This window comes from Ruegeria sp. H7, assembly GCF_056532945.1.
In genome coordinates this window covers 311,831-327,609 of the sequence record NZ_JBQFNZ010000001.1, presented here as the reverse complement: position 1 = coordinate 327,609, position 15,779 = coordinate 311,831, and the positions used below count along the sequence as shown (strand labels likewise).

Annotated in this window: 13 protein-coding genes; 10 read left to right on the top strand and 3 right to left on the bottom strand. The window is 59.2% G+C overall.

Features of this window, described 5'->3' with window-relative positions; all coding sequences use genetic code 11:
• The first annotated feature begins 227 nt into the window (after positions 1 to 227).
• The 7 genes from ACR0AC_RS01600 (at position 228) to ACR0AC_RS01570 (ending at position 7,378) form a co-directional block, all read left to right on the top strand.
• Positions 228 to 788 carry a hypothetical protein gene (locus tag ACR0AC_RS01600; RefSeq protein ID WP_170451674.1) on the top strand — a complete coding sequence of 187 codons (561 nt, stop codon included), beginning with the start codon at positions 228 to 230 and terminating at the stop codon, positions 786 to 788.
• A 9-nt stretch (positions 789 to 797) separates the two neighbouring features.
• A complete protein-coding gene (locus tag ACR0AC_RS01595; protein WP_170517631.1) occupies positions 798 to 1,580 on the top strand; it encodes a hypothetical protein in 783 nt (260 codons plus the stop codon).
• Positions 1,581 to 1,610: 30 nt separating this feature from the next.
• Positions 1,611 to 2,324, top strand: coding sequence for a hypothetical protein (locus ACR0AC_RS01590; protein WP_480871706.1), 714 nt, complete (start codon positions 1,611 to 1,613; stop codon positions 2,322 to 2,324).
• A 372-nt stretch (positions 2,325 to 2,696) separates the two neighbouring features.
• Positions 2,697 to 3,647: an ABC transporter substrate-binding protein gene (locus ACR0AC_RS01585; RefSeq protein ID WP_480871705.1), complete on the top strand. Its 951-nt coding sequence runs from the start codon at positions 2,697 to 2,699 to the stop codon at positions 3,645 to 3,647.
• 83 nt (positions 3,648 to 3,730) lie between these two features.
• Complete coding sequence (locus ACR0AC_RS01580; RefSeq protein WP_480871704.1) at positions 3,731 to 4,768, top strand: quaternary amine ABC transporter ATP-binding protein; 1,038 nt, start codon at positions 3,731 to 3,733, stop codon at positions 4,766 to 4,768.
• Positions 4,761 to 6,350: an ABC transporter permease gene (locus tag ACR0AC_RS01575; RefSeq protein ID WP_480871703.1), complete on the top strand. Its 1,590-nt coding sequence runs from the start codon at positions 4,761 to 4,763 to the stop codon at positions 6,348 to 6,350. The genes ACR0AC_RS01580 and ACR0AC_RS01575 overlap by 8 nt, the downstream gene beginning before the upstream one ends.
• Positions 6,351 to 6,403: 53 nt before the next feature.
• Positions 6,404 to 7,378 (top strand): arginase family protein, encoded by a 975-nt coding sequence (locus ACR0AC_RS01570; protein ID WP_170451661.1) that lies wholly within the window; start codon positions 6,404 to 6,406, stop codon positions 7,376 to 7,378.
• On the opposite strand, the gene speB is transcribed toward ACR0AC_RS01570, so the two are convergent.
• Complete coding sequence (gene speB, locus ACR0AC_RS01565) at positions 7,375 to 8,343, bottom strand: agmatinase (RefSeq protein WP_480871702.1); 969 nt, start codon at positions 8,341 to 8,343, stop codon at positions 7,375 to 7,377. The genes ACR0AC_RS01570 and speB overlap by 4 nt on opposite strands.
• 69 nt (positions 8,344 to 8,412) lie before the next feature.
• Positions 8,413 to 9,933 (bottom strand): trimethylamine methyltransferase family protein, encoded by a 1,521-nt coding sequence (locus tag ACR0AC_RS01560; protein WP_480871701.1) that lies wholly within the window; start codon positions 9,931 to 9,933, stop codon positions 8,413 to 8,415.
• Between the two features lie 185 nt (positions 9,934 to 10,118).
• Between ACR0AC_RS01560 and ACR0AC_RS01555 the strand changes: the two genes are divergently transcribed.
• From ACR0AC_RS01555 to ACR0AC_RS01545, 3 genes are all read left to right on the top strand, one after another.
• Positions 10,119 to 12,554: a GcvT family protein gene (locus ACR0AC_RS01555; protein WP_480871700.1), complete on the top strand. Its 2,436-nt coding sequence runs from the start codon at positions 10,119 to 10,121 to the stop codon at positions 12,552 to 12,554.
• Between the two features lie 127 nt (positions 12,555 to 12,681).
• Positions 12,682 to 13,656 (top strand): LysR family transcriptional regulator, encoded by a 975-nt coding sequence (locus tag ACR0AC_RS01550; protein WP_480871699.1) that lies wholly within the window; start codon positions 12,682 to 12,684, stop codon positions 13,654 to 13,656.
• Positions 13,657 to 13,737: 81 nt separating this feature from the next.
• On the top strand, positions 13,738 to 14,718 hold the full coding sequence (locus tag ACR0AC_RS01545; RefSeq protein ID WP_480871698.1) for a sterol desaturase family protein: 981 nt from the start codon (positions 13,738 to 13,740) through the stop codon (positions 14,716 to 14,718).
• Here ACR0AC_RS01545 and ACR0AC_RS01540 read toward each other — a convergent pair.
• On the bottom strand, positions 14,705 to 15,736 hold the full coding sequence (locus ACR0AC_RS01540; RefSeq protein WP_480871697.1) for a LacI family DNA-binding transcriptional regulator: 1,032 nt from the start codon (positions 15,734 to 15,736) through the stop codon (positions 14,705 to 14,707). The genes ACR0AC_RS01545 and ACR0AC_RS01540 overlap by 14 nt on opposite strands.
• Positions 15,737 to 15,779 lie beyond the last annotated feature (43 nt).

The following is a 15,779-nucleotide window of genomic DNA, read 5'->3' as shown; positions in this document are numbered from 1 at the left end:
GTCTGTCACCTTTGGTGATACCCTCGTTCGCGTCGCGCAGACGTCGTTTTGGTCAGCGCCTATCATATCACGAATTCAGGGGTTTGACGCCGTCCAAGCCGCCGGATCACAGGTTCACCCGTGAATCAGAGGCCAAAATATGCTACCTTGGCGATACTTTTTGCACAGTTTTCGTGCCAAGCGCTTACTCAGGTGCGGCGAGCACCGGAATGGATTTGGAGGTGACTATGCCAGGGGGCGGAGGCAAAGGTGGCGGTGGCCGCAGCACCGTAAACGTCAATAACGGACCCATCACAATCGACTCGGACACAGATGCCGATGTCACCATCAACGGCCTCGACGATATCGGTGTCACGCTGAACGGGGGTCAAACACCGATCAAGACCGAGACCAAGCTGGAAGGCGGCGATCCGATCAAGACCGAGAGCGTTCAGGACCTGAAAATCTCGGAACCCATCGTCAGCGAAAACACCACCGACCTGACGCTTGAGATCAAGCCGCTGTCGATTGATCTGAAACCTGTGGCGCTGGATCTGTGCACGACCGTCAATTACGGCAAGCTTCCGACCGGTATCATCCGCCAGCCCTATCACCACCATATCGGCGTGACTTATATGGGCGTCGAATATTACGGCGTAACCTATAGCGGCGAAAGCAAGCAGGTCTACGAAGAGTTGCCCTTCCGCCCCTCGGTCCAATTGCCTGCGCAAAGCTCGGCCCCGTCCGGTGGGTCGAAAACGGCTAAGCCCAGCCCATCCTCGGGCGGCGTCAAAATTCACATCAAATAGGGGTGCGATATGGCCAGGGCTGCAAAGACCAAGACGCCGGATGTCACACTTCTTGAGCCACTTGTTCTGGTGGGCGCACCCGGCGCGGTGCACGGCACCTTGAACCTGGGCAACGCAAGTGCGGAACGCAAAGCCCTGCGTGATTTGAAACTGACAGAGGTCAAACCCACATCGGGCCGGGGGTCGCGGGCTGCGGCAGCGAAACCCACACTATCCGTGGACCTGCCGCGGGTGAAACTGCGGGCCGGGGCCAGCAAGTCCGTGCCGGTTACAGTATCGCTCAGCCCGACGACCCCGCCGGGTATCTATGCGATGACGCTGCCCGTTGATGGCACCGACCACCCGGCCGAGGTTATCGTGACCGAGGTGGTGGATTTCGAGGTCAACCCGGATGAGGTGTTTCTAGTCGGCGCCGCCGGAACTAAGGTCAAAAAGCTGATGGCGTTTCGAAACCACGGCAATGTGCCGGTTGATGTTCCCGCCATCGGGGCCGTGCAACTGGATCTGGATCTGCTGCATTGTCGGGCGCAGCGCGAGACCCTGAAGAAACTGCGCGATACCGATCGAACGCTGGACGACGTCATGAAGGCCATGTCGCTGAGTTATGATGCCGAACTGGAGAGTTTCACGCCGCTCAAGGTCAAGAACGATCCGGTAACGGTGGCTGCGGGGCAGACCGTCTCGCAAATGTGGGAATTCACGATACCGGGCACGATCCCCAAAGGGGTCGAGGCCAACGCGGCCATCCGGATTTTGTCTGAAACAGTGACAGTGCACATTCTGGCGGTTTGAACGCTCTGTCCGTGATGAGGAGGCAAGAAAATGCAAAGAACCATGACACGGCGCAGCAGCGGGAAGGGCAGAAACCCCGAGGTGTTTTACGGCTACTGCTACCGGACGCAGGGCATGCGGATGATGACGGTCGACGACTATCTCTGTAACCTGCGCGAAGGGTATACGCAGATACAGGCCTATACCCAAAGCCTGTACGGTGTCCCGGATGCGCGGCGGTCCTATCGCGACGATTGTGGCTGCGACTGTGACCCATGCGGGCATGACAGTTGCTGCGACTGCTGTATCTGCGACGGCGATGTGCTGATCGAAGCGCGCTGTTCTGAACGACGCGCTATCTCGCTGACCTTCTCCAATGACTCGCGCCGCACCCGTGACGTCACCGTTTCGCTGAGCAGCTTTTCAACCGCCAGCGGGCGCGATCTTGGCTGGGCGGCGGCCCTGTCGGACACAAAGTTCACGCTTGGTCCTTGCGAGGAAAAGGTGGTTCAACTTGTCGTAAATATCGATTGTTCGGTTTTCCACAAAGACGATCCCGCAAGCACGGCAGGTACGGCAAGTACAGCCGCCAAGGCCCGCAAGGATGACAATAATCAACGCCTTGTGGACGTGGACAGGTGCGAGGTCGCCTATGCCCGCGTCAGTGCCGATGGCTGCATTTCGCGCCCGGTTCTGGTAGCGGTCGCCGTATTGCCGAACCATTGCGACAGCTACGTCGCGACGTGCAAATGCGATTGTTGCTGATCAGGTCGCGCTGCAATCAGACAAGTGCATGATGTAAGCCGTGCCTTGCGTGCATGGCGCGTTGCGCTTTACCTGCAGTAATTGTGGAAGGCGTTGCCTTTGCCCTGCGGTTTTCGCCGAAGACTTACGCAATTCGGCAAGTAATTCCGAAAATCTCGAATATTGGTTTTCGTAATTTCGAACAAACTTCGTTTCTGCTGTGTCGCGCTTGATGCGCAATACATTCGCATGTTTCACTTTTCCAACACGTGTATCGCCAATGGGTGCAGGCTAACAAGCTGCAAACACACGTGTTGTCAAAAAAGAACAGGCGCGGGTGGGTGGGACCTGCTGAAACACCGTGCCCCATAAAGTTCAACATGGAGAGATCTTATGAAAAAACAATCGTTGCTACTGGGTGGTGCTTCCGCAGTCGTCGCCCTGCCGGCTTTTGCGGCCGACATCGTGATCGGGGTACCAAACTGGGCCTCTGTCAACGCAACGGCGCATATTCTTGAGGTTGTCATCGAAGAGAATCTGGGCCTGGATGTCGAACTGCAAAACGGCACCAACCCCATCGTGTTCGAGGCGATGGACAGCGGTTCAATGCATGTCCACCCCGAAGTGTGGATGCCGAACCAGCAGAACCTGCATGACACCTATGTCAAGGATAACGGCACCGTCGTGATGAACGAAAACCCGGTTCAGGCCGAACAGGGCATGTGTATCCCGACCTATATCGCGGAACAGCACGGCATCACCTCGATTGATGACCTGAGCGACCCGGACAAGATGGCCATTTTCGACACAGACGGAAATGGCACGCCAGAGGTATGGATCGGCGCGCCCGGATGGGCCTCGACCGTGGTCGAGAAGATACGCGCGAAATCATATGGTTATGATCAGATCTTCGACCTGACCGAATACGAAGAGACCATCGCCTACGCCAATCTGGCCAACGCGACCAAGGCAGGCGATCCGTGGATCGGGTTCTGTTATAGCCCGCACTACATCTTCGTGACGCAGGATCTGACTGTGCTGGAAGAACCCGCTCATGATCCGGCGACCTGGACGATTGTCCAGCCGACCGATGATCCTGATTGGCTGGCCAAGTCCGAAGCATCAACAGCCTGGAACGGCGCGACCTTGCACCTGCACTATGCGAAAGAACTGGAAGAGGCCTATCCCGAAGTGGCCGCTTTGTTCCGCAACTATCAGATGCAGGGTGACGACCTGAGCGCGATGGGCAAGGCGCTGGCCGTGGATAACATGGAAGCATCAGATTTCGCTCAGCAATGGGTGGCCGACAACGAAGATACGGTGATTGGCTGGTTGACCAACTAAGCCGTTGAAACCCGGGCCGTTGCGACAGATCGCGACGGCCCTTTTCCTATCTGCCTGGCGAAACCGCGCCTTATGGGGGGCAAATGGACGAATCTGTCGTTAAACTTGAACATGTCTGGAAAATCTTCGGTAACCGCGCGCCCGAAGCCATGGAGGCCGTCCTGAAAGAGGGTCTGACCAAAGCGCAGGTTCTGGAGCGTTTTGGCTGTGTGGTCGGCGTGCAGGACGCCAGTTTCGAGGTCTCGCGCGGCGAGATTTTCTGCATCATGGGCCTTTCGGGATCGGGCAAATCCACTCTGGTCCGGCACGTGAACCGCCTGATCGAACCCACGGCGGGCAAGATTGAAATTCTGGGCAAGGATGTATCAGCCATTTCCGAAACAGAACTGCGCCGCATTCGCGCGCAACAGATCGGAATGGTGTTTCAGCATATGGCGCTGATGCCGCATCGCTCTGTCCGCGATAACGTGGCCTATCCGCTGGAAATTCGCAAAGTGTCGAAGTCCAAACGCTGGGCGGTGTCAGATCACGCATTGGGCCTTGTGGACCTGACCGGTTATGAAGACCGCCTGCCCAAAGAGCTGTCCGGCGGGATGCAGCAACGCGTGGGGATTGCGCGGGCGCTGGCCTCGGACCCTGAGATTTTGTTGATGGATGAACCGTTCTCGGCACTGGACCCGTTGATCCGCCTGCAATTGCAGGATCAGTTCAAGGCACTTGTGGCGCAGCTGAAAAAGACGACGCTGTTCATCACCCATGACCTGGACGAGGCCATTCGCATCGGCCACCGCATCGCCATCATGAAGGACGGCGTGATCGTTCAGATCGGCACGCCCGAAGATATCGTGATGAACCCAGCAGACGACTATGTGCGCGAGTTTGTGCAGGGCATCTCGAAGCTGAAACTGGTCAAGGCGCATTCGATCATGGAGCCGGTCGCCAGCTATTCCGGTCCGCTGGATGGCGCGCCGCGTGCAGATGAAGGGGCCGATCTGGATCAGTTGATCGATCTGGCCGTGAATACCGATATGCCGGTGGTCATCACCGACGCGGGCGCGGATGTAGGCGTCGTGACCAAGCCGCGCTTGCTGCGCGGAATTCAGGGGGGCAAAAATGACTGATGCAGCCATGGAAATGAAGGTCACCGCCGCCTCGGATATCGAAGTCGACCGCGAGACGCTGGATCGCTCGATCCACGAATTCGCTGGGCCAAACGGCGACTATTACGTCAACGCGTTTCACAAGATCCACGACGCGACCAGCGCGATCCCGAACACCTTCAACCTGTGGGCCGCCGTACTGGGGCCGTTCTGGTCGGCGTCGCGCGCCATCTGGGGCATGTTCTGGACCTTCCTGATCCTTGAAATCATCGCCTGGGTCCAGATCGGGCGCGGAGCCTGGGGCAATCCGGGCGCGGAGTTTGCCGACCGGGCGGCGCGTCAGCAGGAACGCGCGGACGAGTTGCTGGGTCGGGCTGCCGAGGCGACCGAGCAGGCAGATATCGACCGCTTCACCAAACTGGCCGAGAATATCCAGAAAGCGGCGGACACAAGCCTGGAACGCGCGCTGGCGGCACAGTCCGAGGCGACGGGCATCCTGATAACCGGGCTCTTGATGCTGTTGGTGTTCAAGGTGGTTCAGGGCTTCTACGCCGACCGTGTGTACGAGAAACAGTATTCGAACTGGCGGATCAATCCAGACAAGACGGAAAGCGGGCGGTCCACGCGGAATATCGTGATGGGCGCGATCCTGATCGCTGCCATCGGGCCTCTGATCGTCTACAAGTTCACCGTGAACGCATCGCTGCCCTTGTTGGACGCCTTCCCGGAACAGGAGGTCTCGGCTGTCTTTTTGGGCGAGGATGGTGGGACGCTGTTCTCAGCGCTTGCCAGTTGGATGGAGGCGCAGATTGATGCCGCCGCGGCTGCCGGGGGTGATGTCTTTGACGGGATCGTGGCGGGTGTCCGATCCGTTCTGGATGCTCTGACCATTGCCCTGATCGGGTCGCCCTGGCCGGTGGTCATGCTGGTCATCTGCGTAACCGCATGGCGGGCCGCTGGTCCTCGGGTGGCGATCTTCACGGCGGCGTCCTTGGCCTATATCGCGCTGTTGGGATACTGGGACGTGGCGATGGAGACGGTTGCGCTGGTGGGTGCGGCAGTGATCCTGTGCGTGGTCTTCGGCATTCCGCTGGGCATCTGGTTCGGTAAATCTCAGCGCGCCTACCGTGCGGCGGAACCGGTGCTGGACCTGATGCAGACGCTCCCCGCGTTCGTCTACCTGATCCCGATCATCGCCTTCTTTGGCACCGGCAACCCGCCGGGCATTCTGGCCACGATCATCTTCGGCATGCCCCCTGTGATCCGCCTGACGGCGCTGGGGATGCGCGGGGTGCCTGACAGCATCAAAGAGGCTGCGGTCGCCTTTGGTGCCTCGAAATGGCAATTGCTGAAGGATGTGGAGATTCCGCTGGCCTTGCCCTCGATCATGACCGGGGTAAACCAGACCATTCTGATGTGCCTGTCGATGGTAGTCATCATCTCACTGATCGGCGGCGGAGGCCTGGGCAAGGAAATCCTTGAAGCGCTGCAATACGCGGCCAAGGGGCCGGGCCTGCTGGGCGGCTTTGCCATCCTGTTCTGCGCCATGGTCATCGACCGCATCGTGCAGGGTGCCTTCCGGCGAGAAGACGAAAAAATCTGAATGCAAACGCCCTCGGTTCCCGCCCGGGGCGTTTTTCATTGAAGGAGAGCGGGATGGTAGATCGCTACGAACAATCCATGATGGATAATCTGTACTGGTGGGGTGTGCCGACGCTGTTTCGCTGCCCCAACACAGGCCCCGAGGGGCAGGACATTGCCCTGGTGGGAGTGCCGCATTCCACGGGTAACGGCACGACCGAGCGGGATCAACATCTGGGCCCGCGCGCCTTGCGTCATGTCTCGGCGGTGCAGCGCCGGGTCCATTCCCTGTTTCAGATCGACCCGTGGACCAGTGCGAAGATTGCAGACGTAGGCGATGTGCCCTTTCCCCGCGCAAACGACAACGAAGCCTGTATCGAGCAGATCACCAGGTTCTACAAAGACATTGACGCCGCCGGTGCGCGCCCGGTTTCCATTGGCGGCGATCACTCGATCACCGGCGGTATCGTTCAGGCGCTGGGCTGTGGCAAGCTGGCGGGGGGCGAGCCAGTAAGTTTTCTGCATCTCGACGCCCACACGGATGTGTTTACCAAGGTGGATCACTTTCTGGGCGCCAAGAAATCGGCGGCGCATTGGGGGGCGTATCTGGCCGATCAGGGGCAGGTTGATCCAAGCCGGTCCATGCAGATCGGTCTGCGGGGGCATCCGCGCAGTCTGGACTGGCTCCAGCCATCTTATGACTACGGCTATAACATCGTCACAATGCGCGAGTTTCGGCAGCGCGGTCTTGCCGACGTGGTGGCGCAATCGCGCGAAGTGCTGGGCGACCGTCCTGTCTATATCACCTTCGATCTGGATTGCCTTGACCCGACTGTTGCGCCCGCAGTGTCCAATCTGGAGCCCGGCGAGAAGGGTTTCGATATTGATGAGGCTGTGGGCCTTCTTCACGCGGCGCGGGGGCTGAACATCATCGGAGGCGACGTGGTCTGCATGATGCCTACGAAAGACAGCCCGAACAACATCACCGCGCTGACGGCGGCGGCGGTGATGTTCGAGATGATCTCGATGATTGCCGAAAACGTCAGCTAGCGCCGCGCGTCGACGGCCTGCGCCAGCACACAGAGCAGTTCGAACATCAGTGAAATACCAAGCCATGCCGTGCCCCCGCTTGGATCGAACGGGGGGGCGACCTCGACCAGATCGGCGCCGACAAGGTTCACGCCGGACATCTGGCGAATGACCTGCTGCGCCTGAAAGCTGTTGGGTCCGCCGATTTCAGGCGTACCTGTGCCGGGGGCATAAGTCGGATCGACAAAGTCTATGTCATAGGTGCAATAGGTCGGGGCTGTGCCGACAATCTGTCGGACCTCGGCCATGACATCGTCGATGCCGCGGTCGAACAGTTCCTCGATGCGGATGATGCGAGTGCCTTGCGCCTCGCCCCACTCGATATCCTCGGTATTGTAGGCGGTGCCGCGAATGCCGACCTGCACAAAGCGTTTGGGATCGACCAGACCCTCTTCGACGGCGCGGCGGAACGGGGTGCCGTGAGTGAATTTGTGGCCGCCGAAATAGGTGTCGAACAAGTCGGTATGGCTGTCGAATTGGATCAGACCCAGCGGACCGGATTCTGCCAAAGCGCGCAGGACGGGTAGGGTGGTCAGGTGATCCCCGCCAGCGGTAAGCGGCGTAATGCCATCCGACACAAGACGACTGTAGAAGCTGGTCACGCGATCCAGAGTATCGTCAATATCGACCGGGTTGGGCGCAACATCGCCCAGATCGGCGCAGTTCACCAAGGAAAATGGGCTGACGCCGGTCACCGGGTTCATGGCGCGGATCATGGTGGAATAGTCGCGCAATTGCCGGGGACCATGTCGCGCGCCGGGTCGGTTTGTGGTGCCACCGTCCCATGGGATGCCGACGAGTGCCAGATCGACGTCTTTGTATCGCTCATGCTCGGGTGTCAGGTTCGGCAGGCGCATGAAGGTTGGAACACCCGCAAAGCGGGCAAGGCCCATCGCCGATACCGGTTGAAAAAATGCGTCTGCCATGGTGCCCCCTGATCCGTGTCGGTGTGACCCTAACCGGCTGGCGGTGTGTCGCCAATCCATAGTTTGCGGTCAGTAGAGAATACGAAACCGCTTGCGAATCTCTGCATCCTGCTCGGGCGTCAGATAGGTGGGGTGATGTGTTTGCAAGGTCTCGATGGCTTGTTCGCGGGCGTTGGTCCAGGCGTCCTTTGCACCGTCCTCTTGCCACGTGCGCGGCTCGGTTCGATCTGCAAGGGCAGGGTAGAAATAGTCCCGCTCCATCGCTTCGTAGGTGTGAGAGCTGCCGAGAAAGTGACCATCACCCAGAACCGACTGGCAGATCGCCTCGAAGCCCAGATTTTCCTCGGTCACTTCGATCCCCCTTAGCGCGCGATATGTGTGAGAGTGCATTTCGTTGTCCAGCACAAAGGCTTCAAAACTCGCACCCAATAGCGACGCGGTCATGCCCGAGCTTTCATAGATCAGGTTGCCGCCCGCCAAAGCCGCCGCCAGCGAGGTCATGCCCTTCTCAACCCCATATTGCGCGTCAATGGCCTTGGCGTCCGTCATCGAGGCCGCAACGCCCGAGGGCAGGCCCAGCCAGTTGATGATCTGGGCCGAGGCCGCGTTCAGGATGGCGGTCTCGCCACTGCCGCCCGCAAATGCCCCGGTCCGCAGATCCACGATGAAGGGCCAGTTGGAAAACACCATGGGAAAGCCGGGCTGGATCGTATTGACCATCACCAGACTGGCCAGTGTCTCGGCCAGCGATTGCGCCAGAAACCCGGCCAGCGTCGCAGGAGCCGTCGCCCCGGCCTGCGCGGCGGTGATGCAGGACATCGGGATGTTGTGCCGGATGCATTCATAAACCACGTCCACCGCATCTTCACCGTATCGCAGCGGAGAGATCACGGGGCTGATATGCGCCTTCAGGAACGGCCGTTCGGAAAATGCGCCGGGGCCACCTGCGGCAATGTCCAAAAGCGAGACAATCGGGGCGACATGCTCGGCCAGAGTGAACGAGGTTGCGACAGGTTTCGTGGTGTTTTTGATCAGCGCGTAAGCGGTGTTCACGTCCAGATCCAAAACATCTGGTACGTCTGTCGCGACGCAACAGCGGGTGAACCAACTGACATTGGCCAGCGTGTCCTGCAGGCGGGTGAAATCATGCAGATCGGCAAGGGTTGAGGGGCGATAAACACCGCTCTCAAGGTCCAGCGTCTGGACCGCAGCCCCTCCGGTTCCGAAAAACACCCGATTGCCACCGACTTCGATCGAACGGGCCTCGTCCCGCCCATGCAGGGTGAAGGTTTTTGCCGCCGTGTTGATCGCACGTTCGACCATCGCGCGCGGGAACAAAACACGGTCATGTTCAGCCTCCGTCGCGCCTGCTGCCAGCAGGTCGGTGCGCAGACGATCCGGGACTTCGCCCATGCCAAGCGTTTCCAGCAGGCGAAGGGCAGTGTCGAATATCCGGGAAATCTCGCCCTCGGTTAGAGGTTTGTAGAAACCACCAACCTGACCGGGCGCGCAGGGATCAACCTCGGGCCTGGCCGCCCGTTGGGCATGGCGGGCCTTGCGACCGCTTCTTCTGTTTCCGTCCGATGCCATGCGCGGCGCGCTCCTCCGTCTTGTCTGGACCCACCGTAAAACTCACATATCGCCGCCCGCAAAACCAGAAATCAGCCTTTCGAAATCTAAAACCACAGTTTCGATTTTTTCAAACCAGCAAAAGGCGCGTTGCTGAGCGGTCCGGTTTGTCCCCACCATCTGACCGACGCAGGAAGGAGCGCGCGATGAAGTCACGCACAAAGGTCGTTGTGATCGGAGGGGGGATCGCCGGGTGTTCCACCCTGTACCATCTGACGCAGGAAGGGTGGAACGATGTGGTTCTGGTTGAACGGAACGAACTGACCTCGGGCACCACATGGCACTCGGCCGCGCAGGTGACGAATTTCGGCATGAACCAGACGATGGTTGGGCTGAAATCCCACTCGATCCGGCTGTATAAAGAGCTGGCAGAAGACCCCGATTACCCGATCAACTACCACCACGGCGATGGCGGCATTCGGTTGGCCAATACCGAGGCGCAGATGCAGGGCTATCGCCATTTCGCCTCGATGGCGCGGGGGATGGATGTGCATTTCGAGGTGATCAATGCCGAGGAATGCGCCCGCAGGCACCCTTTGATTTCCACGGACAACCTGATCGGCGGGCTATGGGACCCTTTGGATGGTGATATTGACCCGGCGCAACTGTGTCAGGCTTTGGCGCGACGCGCCCGGAAAGCAGGGGCCGAGGTTTATCGCAACACGCCCGTGATCGGATTGATCCAGCACAGCGACGACACCTGGACCGTTAAGACAGAACATGGTGATATCGACTGCGATATCGTCGTGAATGCCTGTGGCTATCGTGTGAACGAGGTCGGTGCGATGATGGGGGTGCATCATCCGGTTTCCTCGATGGAGCATCAGTATTTCCTGACGGAAGAGATCGCGGCCATTCGCGATGCCGGGCACCGTATGCCGCTGCTGAGATGCCCGATCAGCGACTATTACTGCCGTCAGGAAAAAAATGGCCTATTGGTCGGTTTCTATGAGCAGGATTGCAAAACCTGGGGCATGGATGGGATCGACCCCAATTTCGTCAATGCCCTGTGCCCAGATGATCTGGACCGGGTGACGGACGTTCTGGAAGGGGCCTTTGCGCGGATGCCCGCCTTGATGGAGGTTGGCATACATACGGTCGTCAATGGCCCAATCACCTACACGATAGACGGCGCGCCCTTGGTCGGTCCGATACCCGGCAAGCGCAACGCGTTCTGCATCATCGGGCTACGCGCGGGTCTAGGCGAGGGTGGTGGGCACGGTTGGCTGCTGGCCCAGCAGATCGTACATGGTGAGGCCTGCTATGACACATGGTGCCTCGACCCGCGCCGGTTTGCCGGGCACGCGAATGTCGAACTTACGGCGCTGAAGGCGATTGAGGACTATCAGAACGAATTCAGGTTTCATTTTCCGCATGAACACCGCCCTGCCGGTCGTCCAGCTAAGACCACGCCTCTGACCCCGGTTCTGGCTGCGGCTGGCGCCGAATTCACTGTGGTGAACGGGTGGGAACGTGTCGATTACATCAAACCCAGTTCTGAGTTTGAGCCGACCCTTGGCTTCGATTTTGACGAAACGTTCGACGTTGTCGCCGCAGAAGTGCAGAACGTGCAGACAAATGTCGGGCTGGCCGAGGTAAACGGGTTCAACCAGATCGAGATCACCGGCGCGGATCGCCATGCCTTTCTGGATCGCACGTTCTGCGGCACGGTGACGAAACGCGAGGGGCGGGTCGGGCTGGGCTATCTGCTGAACCATCACGGCATGATCAAGGGTGAGGCGACGGTTGCGAACCTGCCCGCCAGTGATCGCGGCCCTGCGCGGGTCTGGTACGGCTCGGCGGCTGCTAGCGAGTTTCACGATATGGACTGGCTGACCCGACATCTGCGCGCGGACGAGGTTGTGCACCTGAAAAGCCTGACCAATGATCAGACGATCCTTGTACTGGCGGGCCCGAACGCACGCGCGGTTCTGTCCGCCTGCGCGCGGGGCGATTGGTCGGCGGACGCCTTCCCGTGGCTTTGCGTGCGAGAGTGTTTCGTGGGCATCGCACCTGCGACGGTGATGAATATCAGTTTCTCGGGCGAACTGGCCTATGAGATTCACGTGCCCAACGCTTCGCTTTATGCCGCATACCTTGCCTTGCAACAGGCAGGTGCCGCGTTTGACATGCGCCTGTTCGGGGCACGAGCGGTTGACTCGATGCGAATGGAGAAGGGATTTCTGCACTGGAAAGCCGACCTGATCACCGAATTTGATCCATATGAGACGGGATTGGCCCGTTTTGTGAAACCGCAGAAGGGTGAATTCATCGGGCGAGAGGCATTGGCCCAGCGACACGCCAGGGGGCCGTCGAAATGTCTTGTGACCCTCGCGGTGAACGCCACCCATGCCCCGGCGCATGGGGGCGCGTCGGTGATGCAAGGGGACCGTGTGGTGGGGACGGTGACGTCGGGCGAGTGGGGGCACCGGACGGGATTGAACCTGGCCTATGCCTTTGTCGATGCGGCCTTGGCCAGCGTCGATACCACGTTTGACATCGACATGTGCGGAACGCGGGCCGAGGCCAGGATCATCGCCCCGTCCCCCTATGATCCACAGTTCGAGCGGATGCGCAGCTAGGCGAAAACGGCCCGATTTTTGCCCAGCCGCGCCGCATTCGGTGGCCGAACTCCGAATTGAACATTGCCGATCCGACGATTCTCTGTTTCGATTTTACCGAAAGAACGGGGCGGGAGGAGGCGCGCCTATGTCGAAATCGCTGAGCCTGCGCTGGCTGGAGGTGTTCCAGCTGATTGCCAAATCCGGGTCCATCCAACAGACGGCTTCGGAAACCGGGTTATCGATCAGCACTGTCTCGAACCATTTGCGTAGTCTGGAAACCGCGTTGGGGATTGATCTGGTCGACCACACCCGACGCCCCATGAGCCTGACCCCCGCCGGAGAGGTGTTCGCTCGATACGTACGCGAAGGTCTGACCGTGTTGAAACGAGGAGAGGCGGAAATCCGATCCGGCAACTGGCTGCATGCCACATCCCTGCGGTTGGCGCTGATCGACGATTTCGACAATCAGGTCGCGCCCGAGCTGTTTCGCTATCTCGCCCAAACCCTGCCGCGATGCAATTTCCGCCATTTCACCCGCCCCAGCCACGAAATCATCGCGAAACTGCAGGAACACAAACTGGATGCAGGCGTCGCGACCCGGCCACCGGGCAAGACCGATGGGCTGGTCGAATACCCGTTGCTGCGGGATCCGTTCATTGTCATTCTGCCCAAATCCTTCGGTGGGTCGATTGAAGATGTGCTGAAACCTGACTCGGACCTGCCTTTCCTGCGCTATTCCCGCGATTATACCATCGGGAAGCAGATCGAGATTCAGTTGACGCGCAGCAAGTACAACCTGCCCAACCGGTTTGAGCTGGAATGCAATCAGTCCATCGTCGGGCTTGTGGCCGAAGGTAGCGGTTGGGCGGTGACCACGGCGGCCAGTTTTCGGCGCGCGCGGCGGTTTCATGACAGCATCAACGCACAGCCCTTCCCGGGCCGGAACTTTGTGCGCACCGTGTCCCTGTTCACCACGGATGTGTATCCAAGATCGACCTCTCTGCTGATCCACCGCGTCCTCGGTAAACTGATCCAATCCAATTATTGCGACCCCATCGGGGCAAAACACCGCTGGATGGAGAACGAGTTCAGAACCTTGCCCAGCGGGGTCGACGGTTAGCGCGGGCGTATCAAGCTAGTCCTTGGTGCAGGGCGTCGCTTCGTGCCACACTGATCGGGTCATCGCACCGGGATCGCGCTTATGTCTGACGCAAAGCTTAAAGGCTGGAACCACACGCCCGAGGTTCCGATACAGGTCTCGCCCTTTTTCACCTGGCCGCTCAGGCCGGTCCGGATGCTGCGCTGGGTCTGGGACTCTTGGCTGCTGATCTCGGAAAAGCTGATTATCCTGCTGATTTCCTGCGCCTGTTACCTGTGGCTCAGCCCATCCCTGGCTGAGACGACGCAGTTACAGTTCGGCTGGATCGCGCAAATCTACGTTCGCAATCTGGTGCTGATCTTTTGCATCGCCGGGCTGCTGCACCTGTGGTTTTACAGGTATTCGGCCCAAGGCGATCGGCTGAAATACGACCCCCGGCCCCTGATGTTGAAGGGCAAACAGTTCACTCTGGGCGGTCAGGTGCGGGACAATATGTTCTGGACGCTCGGTTCCGGCGTGTTTTTCTGGACCGCTTACGAAGTGCTGATGTTCTGGTCGATGGCAAACGGCTTTGTCCCGTATGTCAGTTGGGCTGCAAACCCGATCTGGTTTGTTGCGATCTTCCTGCTGATCCCACTATGGGAGAGCTTTTATTTCTACTGGATCCACCGGCTGATCCACATTTCGTTTCTGTATAAACACATCCATTCGGTCCATCACCGGAATATCAATGTGGGGCCGTGGTCCGGCCTGTCGATGCACCCGGCAGAGCATGCGATTTATCTGGGGTCCGTCCTGATCCATTTCGTCATCGGCGCGCATCCGCTGCATATTATCTTCCACCTGCAATATTACACGCTGACAGCGGTCACGACGCATACCGGGTTTCAGGGGCTGGTGATCAAAGACAAAAACCGGCTGGCGCTGGGCACGTTCCACCATCAAATGCATCACCGGTATTTCGAATGTAACTACGGCTCGCTCGAGATGCCGTGGGACAAATGGTTCGGCTCGTTCCACGATGGCACCGTCGAGGCGAACGAGCGGATGCAGGACAGGCGCAAGTCGATTACGGGGAAGTAGCTTGCGCTGGCCCCAGCGATTGGCGGGTGATTACGGTGGTGTCCAGACGCAGCGAAGTCCCGGCCGAGCGTGTCTCGATCATATCAATAAGCTCGGCGGCGGCCTTGCGGCCCATCTCTCGGTGGGGGACGTGCACGGTTGTCAGCGATGGGGTAATGATTCGCGCAAGCTCGATATCGTCAAACCCTGTAATGGAAACTTCATCCGGGATTGAGATACCCATTTTCTGCGCCTGCCGCACCGCACCAACGGCCAGCACGTCATTGCCGCATAACACGGCGGTCGGACGCTGGGGCAGGGACATCAGCCGCCCGAAGGCGTCGGCGCCGTTTTCGATTTCATAGGTCGTCTCGATCACCGACAGAGAGGTCTCGGGCAGGCCATTTGCCCGCATCGCATCCCGTATCCCTTCGATTCTGAACCGCGCCCGGTCATTGCCTTTGGTAAGCGCGGATATGGCGGCAAGGCGCGTGTGGCCCAGTTTTATCACCTGTTCCGCCAAGGCCCGCATCGCCTGACGGTTGTCAAACCCGACCGACGGGGCGCTCTGGTTCGGGGCAAATGACCAGGCTACGACCACCGGAACTTTCTGCGTTTCCAGATAGTCGAATATGCGTGGATCGCGGTCATGACCGATCAGCAACAGCCCGTCCGCGCCGCGCGCGACAAGGGTGCGGATCTGTTCTTCCTCGGCTTCTGGCTGATAGGCGGAACTAGAGACCAGCAGGGTGTAGCCCTGGCTGTGAATTTCTTCCTGAAAGGCCTGTAACCCTCTGGCAAAGATCGCGTTTTCCATTGTTGGGATGATCGCGCCTATTGTGAATGAACGCTTGGCTGCCATGACACGCGCTGCGAAGTTCGGCGTATATCCAAGGTCTGAAACCGCCGTCATCACCCGGGCGCGGGTCGCTTCGACCACACGCTGCGGATTGTTCAGGCATCGCGACACCGTTGCCGTGGACACACCCGCCTTTTTGGCGACGTCATCCAGGGTTGGCGCGGAATGGGGTTTTGGCATCTTCAAACTCAGGTTTCGATTTCTCTTAACTCTACCCCGTTCC